Below are 16,248 nucleotides of genomic sequence, written 5' to 3'. Positions count from 1 at the left end.
AAAACATACTAATCTAGTGTTGGATGATTACTCGACGGAGTAGTCGTTCAACACTTTTTCTTTTACTATGTAAAGTGGAGATGAAGCCAATGCCGTGACTGCTTTGGACACATGATGTCGTAAACAAAACTGGCAGCTTCACCATTCAATTGTGAATCTCGTCTAAGTATGTTGGCTGTTAAAGTCCTGTTGAGAAAATTAGATCTGATTGGATTAGATGGAGGCAGCTCATCTCCAAGTAAAGCGGAGGTTTATTCTTATGGATTTATTGAAAACTGTTTTTGGTATTGATGTTAGCAGCCGGAAGTCTAACGTATGCATTATGGTCAATGGCCAAAAAGTTGATGACTATGCCATCTCCAACGATATGGTAGGCTTCAATCAGTTGCTAGATGACCTTAAGCAGGTTACTAAACCGCAGATTATCTTTGAAGCAACTGGTGTCTATTCCAGAAGACTCCAGGCGTTTTTGGACATGCACGAATTGCGCTATGTCATGATGAACCCGCTGGAAGCCAAAAGAAAGACAAAGGATGACCTGCACCAGAACAAGACCGATAAGCTTGATGCCTTGTACCTTGCCAAGCTGCAGTCTGAGCACCCGCAACGGCTGGCCTACGTTCAAAGCAAAGAATATCAAGAATTGATGGCCAATAACCGCATCTATGAGCAGGCTTCGCACGATCTGATAACCAACAGGAATAGACTGCACAAAGCCATTCAGCTCACTTTCCCAGAGATTGAGCACTTAATGGTTAACCCGAGAGGGAAAAACTACTGGAGTATTGTTCTCAGATTCCCACACCCTGATATCGTATTAGAAACAAAAGAAGCCGATATCATCGACTTCTTAAAAGGCTTATCTGGTATTGGTAAAAAGCGCGCTAACGACATAATGCAAAGTCTTATTCGTTTGGCTAAAGTCGCATGCCCAGCTGTCAAAAAGGACAGTGCACATATTCGTGGCCTCGAAATGGCCATTAACAATATTCTGAGCGCTGAAGAGGCGTGCCAGACAGCTTTAAAGGAGATGACCAAGCTCGCTCCCAAGCGGGATCTGGAGATCCTCACAAGCATTCCAGGCATCGGCGAAAATACCGCTCTAAGAATCATTAGTGAGCTTGGGGATATCAGACGTTTTAACAACCCTAGCCAATTAAATGCCTTCGTTGGCGTTGACCCTCAAGTTTATGAATCTGGCAACCTCACGGCCCACCTGTCAATTTCAAAGCGTGGGACAGCTATCGGCAGAAAGGTGCTGTACTTGGCAATCAACCAAATTCAGTCGGCTAAGAAAGCGGGAAACCCTTCTCATATTGCGGATTATTACGAGAAACGAAAACGGTCTTCTGAGACTGCAAGTCACAAGAAGGCCGCTATCGCATCGATCCATAAATTATTACGGACGATCTTCGCTTTAATTAAGAATGATCAATTATATAGCTATGACGTAGCCAAACATAACCAAAGACTTTTGTCATAAAAATTGATCCAATAGATATTATAACAGCCTCTTTTTTGAAATTACAGAAGGTGGCTGTATTTATCATGCCCTAAATCAGATATTTAACTCGATTCTCCGGGAGCCATTTCCCGATTAGGCCTGTATTTCAAAATAAAATTGCTTAAAATCGTTGATAACACTTGACTTAGAGTAGAAAAAATCGGCCATTTGACCGATCAATCTTAAAGCTTATCTTCAATGTGATATGCAGTGCCAGTCTGATCTTCCTGCATCTTGTCTGCATAGTAGACAGCATAGATACCACTCTTATCATTTTTAGCAATTACAATCTGGCGGCCCGTTGGACGTTCTGCCTTAATAATTTGTGCACTTCTGCGTGCTTCCTTGAAGTCATGGGAAGATGCAATCGCATCCCCCGGATTGAAAAATACAGCTTCGTTCATAGTAAAGCCCCCTTAGTCAAAATATCTTATCTATATTTTACCAAGATCGGCAACCTTAAATCCAATTAGAAGATCAAAAAAAGAGATAGGATTAAAATCCTATCTCTAACTAATATATTATGGGTGGCCAGGGGATCGAACCCTGGACCCACGGATTAAGAGTCCGTTGCTCTGCCAGCTGAGCTAGCCACCCATGTGCTGAATCAATCAACAGATATTATTATGCAATTAACTGGCAAAAAATGCAAGACTTTTTTTAAATTTTTTCGATTTTTTTGGCTAAAACCGCAAAATCCAGTATAATGTAAGGGCAAAGGAGGCATTCCCGATGCCAAAAAAGATTCTCGTCGTCGACGATGAAAAGCCGATTTCTGATATCATTAAATTTAATTTAACTAAGGAAGGCTTTGATGTCGACACCGCCTATGATGGCGAAGAAGCTGTTAAGAAAGTTGACGAATACGATCCAGACTTAATGATCCTGGATTTAATGTTACCAAAGAAAGATGGACTCGAGGTTGCTCGTGAAGTTCGTCAAACGCACGATATGCCAATTATCATGGTAACAGCTAAAGATACTGAAATTGATAAAGTACTTGGTCTAGAAATGGGTGCTGATGACTATGTCACTAAGCCTTTCTCTAATAGAGAATTAGTTGCCCGCGTTAAAGCTAACTTGCGCCGTCGTGACATCGTTAAGAAGGCAGAAGCAGCCAGCCAAGATGATACAGATAAGAATATTAAGATCGGTAACTTGGTTATCATGCCAGATGCTTATATTGTTGAAAAAGATGGTCAAAAGATCGAACTTACTCACCGTGAATTTGAGCTTCTTTACTACTTAGCTCAACATATGGGGCAAGTTATGACTCGTGAACACCTTTTACAAACTGTGTGGGGCTATGACTACTTTGGCGATGTGCGTACAGTCGACGTAACTGTTCACCGCTTGAGAGAAAAGATTGAAGACAATCCAATTCAACCTCAGGTTTTGGTTACTCGTCGTGGTGTAGGATATTACGTAAAACAGCCAAGTGAAGGTTAATGAAGAAAGTCACAAAACTGAAAAGGTAAGTGACTTTCTTTTTTATGTTAAAAATGTTGAATGAATGATGAAAAAACTCAGAGAGAAATTAAACGCTACATTTAATTCAATTAATACTAAGCTAGCGATTGTGTTTATGTTGATGCTGCTAGCAACAATTGAAGTAATTGGAGCTTATTTTACCAGGCAATTAGAACAAAATAGTATTGAAAACTTTCAATCATCGATTCAGATTCAGACGATCGTAAGCAATCAGTTGGCCAATCAACTAGCCAGCGATAGCAAAAATGCCAATGATCGCTTGAATCAAATCGTCAATGATTATAACAATGACTCGATTAGTGAAATTATCGTTGTTGATAATAAAGATACGATTCGTGCGGTCTCTAATTTGAACGATAAAAGCAAGATTGGTCAGCGAATTAACAATACTGATGTTAAGCAAGTAATTTCAACCGGGCACCAGATTAATAAGGTGGTTGATGATCATGGCAATTACATGATTCAGATCTCGCCTTTAACTAGTGGCAACGGTTCGAACAACAATGTTGGTGCAATTTATGTTAAGGCCAGCATGCAGGATGTCTTCGATAATCTGCGGCAGATTTCCTTAACATTCTTGATTGCTTCATTAATTGCGGCACTACTTGGAGCATTTTTAGCACTAGTTATTTCCCGCGCAATTACTCAGCCGATTGAGGAAATGCAAAAACAGGCCCTGCATATTGCCAACGGTGATTATTCTAGTCAGGTAAAAATCTACTCAAACGATGAGTTGGGACAATTAGCCAAAGCCTTTAATACTTTGTCCGTTCGAATTGAACAATCGCAAGAAGAATCAGATAGTGAAAGACGTAGGCTAGATAGCGTGCTGTCGCACATGAGTGATGGTGTGCTTGCTACCGACCGTCACGGCAACGTCAGCGTCGTTAACCACATGGCACTTAGCTATTTGAATGCGAACGAAGATGAGATCATTAATAAGCCAATAGCAGAAGTTTTAGGTTTGAAAGATACATCGTCACAAGATTTGATTTCTAGCCAAAAGGAAATCGTTGTTACTCTTGATCCGGGTACGCGTGATGAAATTATTTTGCATGCTAGTTTTTCATTAATTAAGCGTGTAACAGGTTTCGTATCAGGTAGTGTTTGCGTTCTTCATGATGTCACGGAACAACAAAAGAATGAAAATTCACAAAGACAATTTGTTTCCAACGTCTCTCACGAGTTAAGAACACCTTTAACAAGTTTGCAAGCCTACATTGAAGCTTTAAATGAAGGTGCATGGAAAGATCCTGAAATTGCGCCTAAATTCTTGGAAGTCACTCAGCAAGAAACAAGTCGAATGATCAGAATGATTAACGACTTACTTAGCCTGTCCAGAATGGACCGTGGCGTTTCAAAGATGGATCTGGAATTCGTTAACTTGAATGACTTTGTAAACCATATTTTGAACCGGTTTGATATGATTGTGAAAACCGATAAAAATAAGGGTCACAAAAAGAAATACACTATCAAACGTGAGTTAGGCAATCAGGCCCTTTGGGTAGAGATTGACACTGACAAGATGATGCAGGTGATCGACAATATTATGAATAATGCGATTAAATATTCACCTGATGGTGGTGTGATTACCGTTCGCTTAACTCATAGTCAAGGTCACGTTATCTTGAGTATTTCTGATCAAGGATTAGGTATTCCTAGAAAGGACTTAGGTAAGATCTTCGATAGATTCTATCGTGTAGATAAGGCTCGTTCACGTGCTCAAGGCGGAACCGGGTTAGGTTTAGCCATTGCTAAAGAAATTGTGGAAGCTCATCATGGTCGAATTTGGGCTGATAGTAGCGAGGGCAAGGGCTCTACCTTCTATATTTCCTTGCCTTATGAACCAATGACAGAGGAGGATGACTGGGATGAAGTTTAAATTCAAATTCGGTGAATTTTTCTTAGGTTTAGCTACCCTGCTCGCCATTGTTCTTTCCATTGTTTTATGGATTTTTATCATGACGAGTGACCAGCGTTTTAGCAATATTGGTCAAAATCAGAATAATACTACAAAAGAGCAGGCTCGTAGCCATAGTGCAAAATCACTGTATGATCTGTACATTCCAACTACTTCATACGGTTTTGTAGACGGCAGATTATGCCAGTTGTATGATTCAAAAAATAATTTAACTTTGGAATTTACCAAGGAAATTCAAAAAGCCAAGGCAGTTAGCGATGTAAAGAAAATCGTTAAGTCTCGCGCTAAGTACGAAGAATATTTGAATGATGATGCTTATTTGCAATTAGTTTATCCTGATGAAATCACTTTTTCTTTGTTCAATCATTTGAATAATTCTAATAATGATAATCGAGAATTTAACCGTTTCTTTGTTTCGCATTCCAATAACATTATTTATTTAGGCAATGATCAAACTAGTGCGATTTACCGCATTAAGATCAAGGGCGCTAACTTTGATAAGTTGCGTAAATTTGCTCGTAATGCCAAAACTAAGAGTCCAGTACACTTGGTTAAATTGCAGGAAGGTTATTCACCATTCTATAGTCGAACAACCAATAGCCAGGTTTACAGCTATTTGACTAATCACCAGTCTTATTCTTACTTCGTTTCTCGCTTATTGGGAACTTCTGGAGTAACTAGCAAGACTAATAAGAGTGGACAAACCATCTATTCTCTCAACTATTACACCAGATTAAAGGTGCCAGATCCTGAATCAGGTGAGCATAATTACTTGTATACTCATTTTGAAAAGAATAAGATTCCGAATGCAACTAACCGTCTGCTAGATAGTGTCTATTATGTGCACCAATTGGGATTGACCGAACAAGATCTGCGCTTCTTTGACGCGGATGGCTCTAATGTGGGCTATGTCAACTATATTGAAGGGATTCCTGTTTTCTTGAACCAGCATGATTTGCAGGTTAAAACTACTTTTTCATATGATTCAATTAACGTTGCCTTCAACAGCGTCAATTTCCAAATTCCGATTCCTTTTGATGGTCAAACTCAAGAGTTAAAGCCGACTGCTGAGGTAGTGAGTGAACTAGGTGCGCATGGTCTTAAGCAATCTGATATTCAACGAATTATTGTAGGTTTCAAGATAGAGAAGGATTCTAGTCACCATAGCTTGATTAACTTAATTCCAACTTATTACGTAAAGGCTTACGATGAGTGGAAGAGCGTTGATGAGTGGGAAAAGAAGAATTTAGCTGCATATCGTAAAAACGAGGATACAGTTAAAACTAATGAGGTGAAATAAAAATGGACCATAAACGAATAGAATGGCTGTTTTTCATTGTTTTCTTATTGATCGATATCTATTTGGGGATTGAGATTCTACGTTCACCCGTCAATTTGAGCGGAGCAGATACAACCACTCGCAGCGTGGCCAGCATTCGTTCAGAAATGAAGTCAGATAATATTGATTTGCCAGATAAACTTTCTAATGCACCTGCTTCAGGCTATTATTTAGCAACCAAAAACCGTAATTATCTTTCCAATAAAATAGATGCTTTGACCAATGTTAACGTACGCTATTCTAAAGACGAAAATGTTCTTTACGCTGCACCTAAGATGACAACGCTCTTGGATAAAAATCCTAAAAAGGCACTGGAACAAGTAAATAAATTCAAGAATGATCCTAAGAATGTCCCTTATGGAAAAGAATTCAAGTATGAGCCAGATATGTCCAGCGAAGACAATTATGTTTTTGTACAAACAACTGACTATGGCGAGATTTATGCTGGTTCAGCTCAATTGAGCATCGCGGTCAAGGATCATCAGATTATCAATTATGCGGAATCTTACATGGGTCCAGCTAGTCCAGTAAGAGAATTACAGTCAACGATCAGTGCAGTGCGTGCAGTGCGTGCGATGTATACTAATCGAGAGTTGACTAACAATTCGAAGGTAACGCAAATTAAGTTGGGCTATTCTAAGTTGACTGAAGTTCGTGGCAGTACGATTTTGTTACCGACTTGGTTAGTCTGGATAGAAAACAAGACCACTAAGAATATTACGTTAAAGCGAGTTAACGCATATACGGCGCAAATGCTCCAGTCGACTACGTATAACGTTGAAAAGTAGAGAGGTAAAGACAAAGATGAAGGTTTCCGTTTTAGCGAGCGGGTCAACCGGTAATACTAGTTTAATCGAAACAGGCCAGCATAAAATCCTTATGGATGCTGGCCTTTCTGGCAAAAAAACTAAGCAATTATTGGCCGATGTTGGCGTAGACATTAATGATATTGATATGGCGTTTTTGAGTCATGACCATACGGACCATAGCGGTGGTTTAGGCGTTTTGATGCGCCGTTATCCCAAGATCGATGCTTTTGCTAATAGCGGCACATGGCAGTATCTATTAAATACGCAAAAGATCGGTAAGTTGCCGGCAGAGCAGATGAATACGATTGAACCAGGGCAGACTAAAACTTTTGGCGATCTCGATGTTACGGCATTTGCAACTAGTCATGATGCGGCCGAGCCACAGTATTATGTTTTTACAAGTGGTGGAAAACGAATTGCGTTTTTAACAGATACAGGCTATGTCTCTGAAGAAGTTGAGGGGACGATTGAGGATGCGGATGCCTATATGATGGAATTCAATTATGATACTATGATGCTAAGAGATGGACCGTATTCTTGGTCGCTTAAGCAGCGAATTCTGTCAGATGTTGGGCATTTGTCAAACGATGAAGCAGCCCAGGCTTTAGTTGATGTGGTAACGCCCAAGACGAAGCATATCTTTTTGGCACACCGTAGTCAGCATAATAATACGGAATACTTAGCACATGAGACGGCGAAAGAAATGCTGATTGAAGGGGATGCAAATTTGAGTGATGATGTGCAAATTATTGATACAGAACCCGCTAGTCCAACAAAGTTGATAGAAATTTAGCAGTTTTTGTATAGATTATTCATATATTTTTCAAATTTGCTTGGTATAGTATTAACAATGATATGAGGGGAGAGTAACGGTATGGTAGAAAATCAAAATGATAATCAAAATCAACCTAGAAGAAAGAGCGGTAACAAAATTATCGCTACTGCAGCAATCGTTGGTGTAGTTGGCGGACTTGTCGGCGGTGGCGTGTCTTATTACGCAATGGACCAAATGAATAATGGTCAAGCTAATAAAACTGCACAAACCAGTATTTCTTCAAGCAGCAGCAAGGTTTCTGAAAAGAGTGCCAAAAATGGTGGTACGATGACTGCTGCTTATAATGATGTGAAAGGTGCGGTTGTTTCTGTCATTAATTTGAAGCGACAATCAGCTTCAAGCGGTGCAGATTCACTTTATAGTAGCTTGTTTGGCGATGATAGCGACAGTTCTTCAAGTAAGAGTGGCAAGCTTGAAACTTATAGTGAAGGTTCTGGTGTCGTTTACATGAAATCTAATGGTAAAGGCTACATTGTAACTAACAACCACGTTATTTCCGGTAGTGACGCAGTACAAGTTTTGCTTGCTAATGGTAAAACTGTAAATGCTAAGGTTGTGGGTAAAGATAGTACAACTGACTTAGCCGTTTTATCAATTGATGCTAAGTATGTAACTCAAACGGCTCAATTCGGCGATTCTAAGCACCTAGAAGCCGGTCAAACCGTAATTGCGGTTGGTTCACCACTTGGTAGTGAATATGCTTCTACGGTAACGCAAGGGATTATTTCAGCACCTGCAAGAACAATCTCTACTTCATCAGGCAATCAACAAACAGTTATCCAAACTGATGCCGCAATTAACCCAGGTAACTCTGGTGGTGCATTAGTTAACTCAGCTGGTCAAGTTATTGGTATTAACTCAATGAAGTTGGCACAATCAAGCGATGGTACTTCTGTAGAAGGGATGGGCTTCGCAATTCCTTCAAATGAAGTAGTAACTATTGTTAATGAACTGGTTAAGAAGGGTAAGATTACGCGTCCACAACTTGGCGTGAGAGTAATCGCACTTCAAGGTATTCCAGAAGGTTACAGAAGCCGTTTGAAGATTAAGTCTAACCTTAAGAGTGGTATTTACATTGCATCTGTCAATAAGAGTGGTTCCGCTGCAAATGCAGGCATTAAGAGTGGCGATGTAATTACTAAGGTTGACGGCAAGAAAGTTGACGATGTTGCATCGTTACACAGTATCCTTTACAGTCACAAAGTCGGTGATACCGTAAATGTAACCGTGAACAGAAATGGTAAAGACGTTGACATGAAGGTAAAACTTGAAGGCAACTAATTAATAAATAAAAATATTTAAGCAAAGAAAAAGAGCTATATCATGCGGATTAAATGCAGATATAGCTTTTTTTATTAACTATAATAGTGTGTAACAAGAAAAAGTTCGTTTTCTTCATTTGTCAAGAAACTGCTAATGAAAGAGTGCTTGTTGACAAATGTGGATAACTCTGTGGATTGTGGATAACTTGACTGATTTTTTGCTTGATTAGTGTGGATAATATTTTTAAAAATAAGTGAATAAATTTTGTTAAAACGTGCGTTCATGCTGGTATGTTAAGCTTTTTAACGTAAAGTTTGTGAAAAATGCTTATCCATAGGCAAAATGTGGGAAAGTTTTTTGAAAAAAATTCAATAAAATTTTGACCACAAAGTATTGAAGATGTAGTTAATAATACCACAAAATGTAGATTGTGTTTTGAACAGGATGTGGAAAACTACAGTGGAATTTCTGTTAATTTTGATGATAAACTAGTAAGTATGAATATTAAGATTGTTTGTGTTGGAAAATTAAAAGAAAAGTATTTTAAAGATGCGATTGCGGAATATAAAAAGCGGCTAAGCCGCTTTGCGAAAGTGTCGATTGTACAGGTGCCTGATGAAAAAGCACCGGAGAAATTCAGTGTGGCTGAAGATGAACGCGTCAAGCAGATCGAAGGCGAGCGGATTCTGAGCAAGATTAAGGATAAGGAGTATGTCTACGTGACTGCGATTAAGGGTAAGCAGCGCAGTAGCGAAGAATTTGCAAAGGAGATTCAGGATCTGGCTACGTATGGGCATTCGGATATCACGTTTGTGATTGGCGGCAGCCTGGGAACCAGCGATGCTGTTAATAAGCGCGGGGATGACCTGATTAGTTTTGGTAAGTTGACGATGCCGCACCAGTTGATGCGGGTGGTATTGATTGAGCAGATCTATCGTGCGTTCATGATTAATTCGGGTAGTCCGTATCATAAGTAGAGCAAAAATCCCTAATAAGGGATTTTTTAATTTGCGCATTTTCAAAATAATGTATACTCATTTCACGATAGAAATATACTATGCCATTAGTTTAAGTTAAGTGATTTTAGATATTTAGGAAGGACAAAATCATGAACAAGAGAACTAAATTAATCAGCTTGGCTGTAGCTGCCTTGTTAACGGTAGCACCTACAATTGCTTCAACTGTACAAGCTGATACTACGACAAATGCTGTTACTACTACTGCTAATAAAACTAGCACTAATCCTGTAATTACATTTGCTGGTAAAAGTTATGATCAGGATCAATCAATTAATGATGTAACGGATAATGCTTCATTTAATTACATCCCTGTAAGAAAAGTGAATTCTATGAGTGATACACTTGCAGCAATTCAAAAAGCTTTTACAGCTACAGTTTCTAGCAATGATAAAACTCCTGTAACAGTTAAAGTTAACATGGATAGTTTTAACTGGGAGGTAGCTGGTAAATATCCAACTACGGTAACTGTGGTACAGTAACAGTTAACAATGTTTCATATACTAGACTTAATAGTGCCAATTCGGATATATACATTCATACCTCTGATATTGAAGGTAGCGGCAATACGTCTAGTGATACTAAGCTCACTACTTCTGCGGAACCAGTTAATAAGACTTTGATGCATACTGCTATTCTTTATAACGATAAAGGTAAGTCATTAGGCAAAAAGTATTACTCTTATCGTAAAGTTTCTGTTTTACCAAATACAGTAGATATTAATGGTAGCGAATATTATAAATTAGCTTTAGGAGACGACTACAACGAGGCTTACATCAAGGCTTCAAATATTGATGGTACTAAGCGTACTTTAAAACGTAACGCCTACGTTTACGCAACCAGCAAACGCCGTGCCGATTACACTGTACTTATAAAGGGTCGAATCATCACCACATATGGTGGCTCATACAAGTTCAGGAACGGCAAGCGCTACTACCAGGTAGCCGGCGCAACCACAACCAACAAACGCTACGTTAAAGTAGTGAACTTCAAATAGGCTCACAAACGCAGTGAAAGAATGAAGAAAGACGAAGAAGCAGAAATTACTCCTTCGTTTTTGTTTTATTCTTAAAAAAGTAAACGTATTTAACATTTTTACATCAAAAAAGACTGACCAATCAAGGTCAGTCTATTATTATTCATCATATTGATCCAGCCACTTCTGCAGCAGTGCAACATATTCATCAGTTTGTTCAACAAATGACATGTGGCCGCATCCTTCAAACAACCGCCACTTACTGCCGGCAATCTCGTCTTGCATTGTTTTAGCCACATATGGCGTACATAAATCATCGGTTCCACTCGTAATCAGAGTTGGAACTTTTATTTTACCCAATTTATTCGTGTACTCATAGTCATGCAGATTGCCTTCCGGAGTATATTCATTCGGTCCCCATGCTGTTTCATACGCAACGGTGCCGCCACGCTTTTTGCGCATCACGCACTCCGGCCAGGTCTTCGTCATATCGATGGCATGTTGATTCATGAAATGCTCGTTAGCCTTCAAATAGTCAGGATCGTTAAAATTGCTGGTCAACTCAGCTCTATGAATCGCTGCTTGCTCCTCAATTGGCAAATACCTAATCATGCGGTGGAGTTCTTTACTCCAAAGGGATGCCGATGACAGGGTAGAAGACAGAATCAAGCTCTGAATGCCTTTTGGATGATAGTCACACATGTAAATAATGGCGAGCATCCCGCCCCAGCTTTGTCCAAGCAAATGCATCTTGCGTAATGCCAAATGTTCACGTAACGCTACTAATTCCTTCACCCAAGTTTCCTTAGTGTAAAGTTCAGGATGATCATCAGGGATGCTGCTTTCACCGCAGCCTAATTGGTCATACATAATGATGCGGCGCCCGTCTTTTTGTGCTAATTCATCCAGCACCTCAAAATAATTGTGGCTTGAGCCAGGTCCGCCATGAAGCAGCACTAGCGGCGGCTTTTTGCTTCTTTTACCAACAATTCGATAATAAGTTTCATAGCCCATGAAGGGCATCTTTCCTTCAATAATTTCCATCTTTTTGCCTACTTAAAAATAAACAACGAAATATTAACCAAAATCAATAAAGTAAAGAAGATCAGCCAATCTTTTTTTGTTAATGGAATTGCCACGATAGTTGATCTCTTCTGTCCTTCGACATAGCCGTGGGATTCCATTCCTTGCGCTAAATTGTCGGCGGAGTTGAGTGCTACCAAGATTGCCTTAAAGTAGAGTACCGGTGACCAAAAACTCAGATACATCCCGCGCATCATGGCCGCAGCTCTAATTTGTTTAACTGCAATTTTCATTCGCGGAATAATATTGATTGCCGCCAAAACGCCATACGCAAATTTACTAGGTAGATGCAGATTTTGTTCAAGCGAACGAGCGAAATCTGTCGCCGTAGTGTTTCTCGTGACACAAGCAATGGTCAAAGTATAGACGTACACACGGGTCGACAGATTCCAAGCGTAATATGCATCAGGCGTCGGTGAGAACCAAAACAGCGTCGCAAATATCGTGAACGCTGCGATAAATGGCACGGCGATTAACAAAATCAATTCCTTGATCCTGATTCTAGTAATTAATAGATAAATCAACGCAAAAACAATGACAATCAAATTGGTAGTTAAGCTAGCCTTCAAAGATATTTCCAGGGAAATGATAAAAGCCAAAATAAACTTTAAACTAGGATTCATGGCTACTCCTCCACATATTTTAGCTGCTGGTCCGCAAAAACAAGCCTGTAATCGCAAAATTGAGCTAATTCGTCTATCTGATGGCTAATGATTAAAAACGTATGGTGGAGCTTCTCTTGGCATTCTTGCATCAGTTGCAGAACTAACTCAATCGAGTCATGATCCAGTCCGATCAGAGGCTCATCAATTAGCAACACATTATGCTTAGTCATCAGCATTAACAAAATTTGCAGCTTCTTTTGCTGACCACCAGATAAAGAATAAACTACTTGATCAAGATGCTGTTTTAGCTGTAATTTGTCTAGCCATTCATCAATTTTTTCATCAGTAAAAAAGTGATTGCGGTCTTTTTTGCTTAACTCAATCTCATCCTTGACGGTGACTGTTAAGAACTGATCGCTTGCCTTTTGAAAAATTTGTGCTACCTGAGATAAATATTTATGGTATTTTATCTTTGCAATTTCATTATCTAAATAGGTAAAATTACCTTTGTACGGAATCATTTTAGTCATTGCTTTAAATAGTGATGTTTTGCCGACACCATTTGAACCAGTAATTAGAGTTGTTTTGCCGTAGATTTTTAGTTTGTTTTGTTTAAGCAAAAGACGATTTTGTCTGATCTGTGTCTTGTTTAGCTCGAAAACGGGTGTGCCGGTTGGCAACACAAAAGAATAAGATCGTGCATGGAATTGTTTATTTTGCGTAAACAATTTATTTTTTTCATTAGCAGATAATTCTTTAACGGTTTTACCTTCAAATTGATATAGTTGATCACAAATTTGCTCATAATCATCCAATACGTGGTCGCTTAATAGGATCGTTCTTCCAGTTTCAGCTAAGCTTGCTAATTTTTTTATCAAAAAATGACGTGTGTTAGGATCACAACTAGCAAAAGGTTCGTCTAGCAAAAAAACATCGACATCCATTGCGATTAAGACGGCTAGGGCTACACGCTGCTGTTGACCACCTGATAATGTACTAATTTTTTGGTCAAGCAAATCTGCAATTTTGGTGAATTCCACTGCCTTTTTTATGTGGAGGTCATAATCCTTAGCTTTTATTTGCAAATTTTCTAACGCAAAGACGATTTCTTCACGTGGCGTTGTCATCGTAAATTGTTCCGCAGCATTTTGAAACATCATGGCCGCTTTTTGACCATGAAGATCAATTCCTCCTGTTAATTTTCCAGCATATTTTGGATAGAGTCCCGCAATAATTTTTAGTAGCGTGGATTTGCCGCAACCTGTTGGTCCAATTAAAAGATTAAAACCAGGTGCGATATTCATATTAAGCTGGTGGATAAGGGGTTCTTTTTCGTAAGAAAAGGTTACATCACTAATTTCTATCATCATAATTCTGATTGTACAAAATGATTTTTTGCCTGTCTACTGCCGTAAAAGAGTCATTTCGATACAATAAAGCAATTATACACAATGCTAAATATCTTTTTGTTTTATAATGTACTTATAGTACTATTATTATTTGTTTAATTAAGGAAGGTGGACATATGGCAGCTGTTGCTCTGGATCAATATCTGGCTAGCGTATTAAAATCAAACATAACAGATAAGAACGAGGTAAAACTCGAGGCTGGCAATCCCGATTTTGATCTGTTTACAATCTACCTTGAAAATCATAATACTGGCATTCATCGCTATCGCATGGATGTCTCGACAATCTTATATGTCGCCAAAGGTACTGTGACGATTAAGAGTGGTGAAAAGATTATCCCAATGAAATCCGGTAATGTTCTTTTACTTACGGAAAATAGCATTTATGAGATTACCAAACAAACATCAGATACAGTACTTGCTAAACTAAAATTTAAGCCTGGTTTTAGATATCGTAAATACTTTAATGATTTTAGTTATAAAGGCAGCAGGGAAATGAAGGTTATTAAGCAAATAGTTGATAGCCTTGAAAACGAGCATGCTTTATGGTTAAAAAATAATCAAATCACTCGTGCCTCTCAAGTAATGCAACATATTATTGGAGGATATTTGAATAATGATATCTTCATCAAGGCATTAATTCAGGCCGAGTTAACGGTGATGCTTATTATTTCAATTAGAACTCAAAGAATGGCAACGCCAACTAATTTGGATAAAACTAAATTTGAAAAGAAATCATTGAATAATTATATTGATATGCACTTTGCGGATGCATCTCTAGCAGAAGCAGCTAAGTACTTTGGCTTTAATCCTAACTATTTCTCAAATATGGTTAAAGCTAAGACTGGTAAGAGCTTTGTTGATCATGTAGATGAGAGAAGAATGCAAGAAGCACGTGAATTGCTTGCCCAACCAGATTTATCATTGAAAGAAATTATCGGGCGTGTAGGTTATTCAAGCAAGTCTTTCTTCTATAAGAAATTCAACCAATACTATCACATGACGCCAGCTGCTATGCGAGAAGAGCTATTTAGACAAGCTAATATCAATTTAAAGTAAAAAGAATCTGGAAATTTTCCAGATTCTTTTTTTACATGTGTTCAAGTCTGTTAATTCTATCTTCTGTAGGTGGGTGAGTATCGAAAAGATGCGATAGGCCATGATTATGGAATGGATTTTCGATATATAGCCCAGCACTACTACGATCAGCCTGCTTCATTGGCTGACTATTTTCGATTTTTCTCAAAGCAGAAATTAATCCTTGCGGATTACGCGTTAATTCTACAGAGGAAGCATCTGCTAAATATTCTCTATTGCGTGAAAGAGCCATTTGAGCAAGGGAAGCCGATAATGGTCCTAAGATTAAAACAAAGACAATGGCTACCACTTTAAAGATCATCTCAAAGGCATTTGAATCCCGATCATCGTCACGATCGCGGCCGCCACCAGCAAACCAGATGTAGCGAGATGCCATGCCGGAAATAAAGGAAATTACTCCGACCAGCACAACAGCAATGGTAGAAAGCAGAATGTCGTAATTGCGTACATGTGATAATTCATGTCCTAGTACGCCTTCTAGTTCCTCACGATCCATCAGTTGAAGAATGCCTTCTGTTACAGCTACCGCACTGTGGTTAGGATCTCGTCCTGTCGCAAAGGCGTTGGGACTTGGATCAGGAATAATATAGACGCGGGGCATTGGTACCCTTGCTACCATAGCCATATCTTCAACGATATGCCACAATTCAGGATTATCTGCTTCCTGAATTTCTTGAGCATGGTTAAGACTCATAATCATATTGGCCGGATTTTGCCACATAATTAATAAGTAAATTAAACTACCTACTAAGGCAATGATGATTCCCATCCATGGACTATTGCTAAAAAGATAGCCTAGTCCAGCACCAACAAGGGCTAAAATTACCACAAAGAGAACCATAATTAACGCAGTTTTACGCTTGTTACGGGCAATTTGTTGGTATAACATAATTTTCCTTC

General features: G+C 38.9%; 16 protein-coding genes and 1 tRNA gene. 11 read left to right on the top strand and 6 right to left on the bottom strand.

Annotated features, from left to right (window positions below):
* Nucleotides 1-259 precede the first annotated feature (259 nt).
* The gene (locus B5E95_RS06410; protein ID WP_004897277.1) at nt 260-1,483 is read left to right on the top strand and encodes an IS110 family RNA-guided transposase; all 1,224 of its coding nucleotides are present in this window, start codon (nt 260-262) and stop codon (nt 1,481-1,483) included.
* A 203-nt stretch (nt 1,484-1,686) separates the two neighbouring features.
* On the opposite strand, the gene B5E95_RS06405 is transcribed toward B5E95_RS06410, so the two are convergent.
* Complete coding sequence (locus tag B5E95_RS06405; protein WP_025005631.1) at nt 1,687-1,908, bottom strand: hypothetical protein; 222 nt, start codon at nt 1,906-1,908, stop codon at nt 1,687-1,689.
* Nucleotides 1,909-2,028: 120 nt separating this feature from the next.
* Nucleotides 2,029-2,101, bottom strand: a tRNA-Lys gene (locus tag B5E95_RS06400).
* A gap of 135 nt (nt 2,102-2,236) precedes the next feature.
* Between B5E95_RS06400 and yycF the strand changes: the two genes are divergently transcribed.
* The 9 genes from yycF to B5E95_RS10770 all read left to right on the top strand — a co-directional run bounded on the left by yycF (nt 2,237) and on the right by B5E95_RS10770 (nt 11,175).
* Nucleotides 2,237-2,953 carry a response regulator YycF gene (gene yycF / locus B5E95_RS06395; protein ID WP_056945541.1) on the top strand — a complete coding sequence of 239 codons (717 nt, stop codon included), beginning with the start codon at nt 2,237-2,239 and terminating at the stop codon, nt 2,951-2,953.
* Between the two features lie 67 nt (nt 2,954-3,020).
* On the top strand, nt 3,021-4,877 hold the full coding sequence (gene walK / locus B5E95_RS06390; protein WP_087235880.1) for a cell wall metabolism sensor histidine kinase WalK: 1,857 nt from the start codon (nt 3,021-3,023) through the stop codon (nt 4,875-4,877).
* Nucleotides 4,867-6,216, top strand: coding sequence for a YycH family regulatory protein (locus B5E95_RS06385; RefSeq protein ID WP_162606877.1), 1,350 nt, complete (start codon nt 4,867-4,869; stop codon nt 6,214-6,216). Before walK ends, B5E95_RS06385 begins: the two co-directional genes overlap by 11 nt.
* A gap of 2 nt (nt 6,217-6,218) precedes the next feature.
* On the top strand, nt 6,219-7,043 hold the full coding sequence (locus tag B5E95_RS06380) for a two-component system regulatory protein YycI (protein ID WP_025005628.1): 825 nt from the start codon (nt 6,219-6,221) through the stop codon (nt 7,041-7,043).
* Between the two features lie 16 nt (nt 7,044-7,059).
* A complete protein-coding gene (locus tag B5E95_RS06375) occupies nt 7,060-7,857 on the top strand; it encodes an MBL fold metallo-hydrolase (RefSeq protein ID WP_087235872.1) in 798 nt (265 codons plus the stop codon).
* Nucleotides 7,858-7,938: 81 nt separating this feature from the next.
* Nucleotides 7,939-9,180: a S1C family serine protease gene (locus B5E95_RS06370; RefSeq protein WP_087235870.1), complete on the top strand. Its 1,242-nt coding sequence runs from the start codon at nt 7,939-7,941 to the stop codon at nt 9,178-9,180.
* A gap of 479 nt (nt 9,181-9,659) precedes the next feature.
* Nucleotides 9,660-10,139, top strand: a complete 480-nt coding sequence (rlmH, locus tag B5E95_RS06365; protein WP_087235878.1) for a 23S rRNA (pseudouridine(1915)-N(3))-methyltransferase RlmH — start codon at nt 9,660-9,662, stop codon at nt 10,137-10,139.
* A 131-nt stretch (nt 10,140-10,270) separates the two neighbouring features.
* Nucleotides 10,271-10,660 carry a hypothetical protein gene (locus B5E95_RS10775; RefSeq protein ID WP_191335439.1) on the top strand — a complete coding sequence of 130 codons (390 nt, stop codon included), beginning with the start codon at nt 10,271-10,273 and terminating at the stop codon, nt 10,658-10,660.
* 140 nt (nt 10,661-10,800) lie between these two features.
* Entirely contained in the window at nt 10,801-11,175 is a 375-nt protein-coding gene (locus tag B5E95_RS10770; protein WP_206391359.1) for an SLAP domain-containing protein, read from the top strand.
* A 138-nt stretch (nt 11,176-11,313) separates the two neighbouring features.
* Here B5E95_RS10770 and pepI read toward each other — a convergent pair whose 3' ends face one another.
* From pepI to B5E95_RS06345, 3 genes are read right to left on the bottom strand one after another with little or no spacing between them, the layout of a single operon-like run.
* On the bottom strand, nt 11,314-12,198 hold the full coding sequence (pepI, locus tag B5E95_RS06355) for a proline iminopeptidase (protein WP_087235868.1): 885 nt from the start codon (nt 12,196-12,198) through the stop codon (nt 11,314-11,316).
* An 8-nt stretch (nt 12,199-12,206) separates the two neighbouring features.
* A complete protein-coding gene (locus tag B5E95_RS06350) occupies nt 12,207-12,860 on the bottom strand; it encodes an energy-coupling factor transporter transmembrane component T family protein (RefSeq protein ID WP_087176634.1) in 654 nt (217 codons plus the stop codon).
* A 2-nt stretch (nt 12,861-12,862) separates the two neighbouring features.
* Entirely contained in the window at nt 12,863-14,212 is a 1,350-nt protein-coding gene (locus B5E95_RS06345) for an ATP-binding cassette domain-containing protein (RefSeq protein ID WP_087235866.1), read from the bottom strand.
* A gap of 155 nt (nt 14,213-14,367) precedes the next feature.
* Here B5E95_RS06345 and B5E95_RS06340 point away from each other — a divergent pair, with 155 nt between their 5' ends.
* Nucleotides 14,368-15,309 carry a helix-turn-helix domain-containing protein gene (locus B5E95_RS06340; protein WP_087176632.1) on the top strand — a complete coding sequence of 314 codons (942 nt, stop codon included), beginning with the start codon at nt 14,368-14,370 and terminating at the stop codon, nt 15,307-15,309.
* 31 nt (nt 15,310-15,340) lie between these two features.
* Here the strand turns inward: B5E95_RS06340 and htpX are convergent, their stop codons facing one another.
* Nucleotides 15,341-16,237 (bottom strand): zinc metalloprotease HtpX, encoded by an 897-nt coding sequence (gene htpX / locus B5E95_RS06335; protein WP_087235865.1) that lies wholly within the window; start codon nt 16,235-16,237, stop codon nt 15,341-15,343.
* Between the last annotated feature and the right edge of the window lie 11 nt (nt 16,238-16,248).

The sequence above is a fragment of the Lactobacillus gallinarum genome (assembly GCF_002160635.1).
GTDB lineage: Bacteria > Bacillota > Bacilli > Lactobacillales > Lactobacillaceae > Lactobacillus > Lactobacillus gallinarum.
The sequence above is the reverse complement of the archived record's forward strand: the minus strand, read 5'-3'. Positions and strand labels throughout refer to the sequence as shown.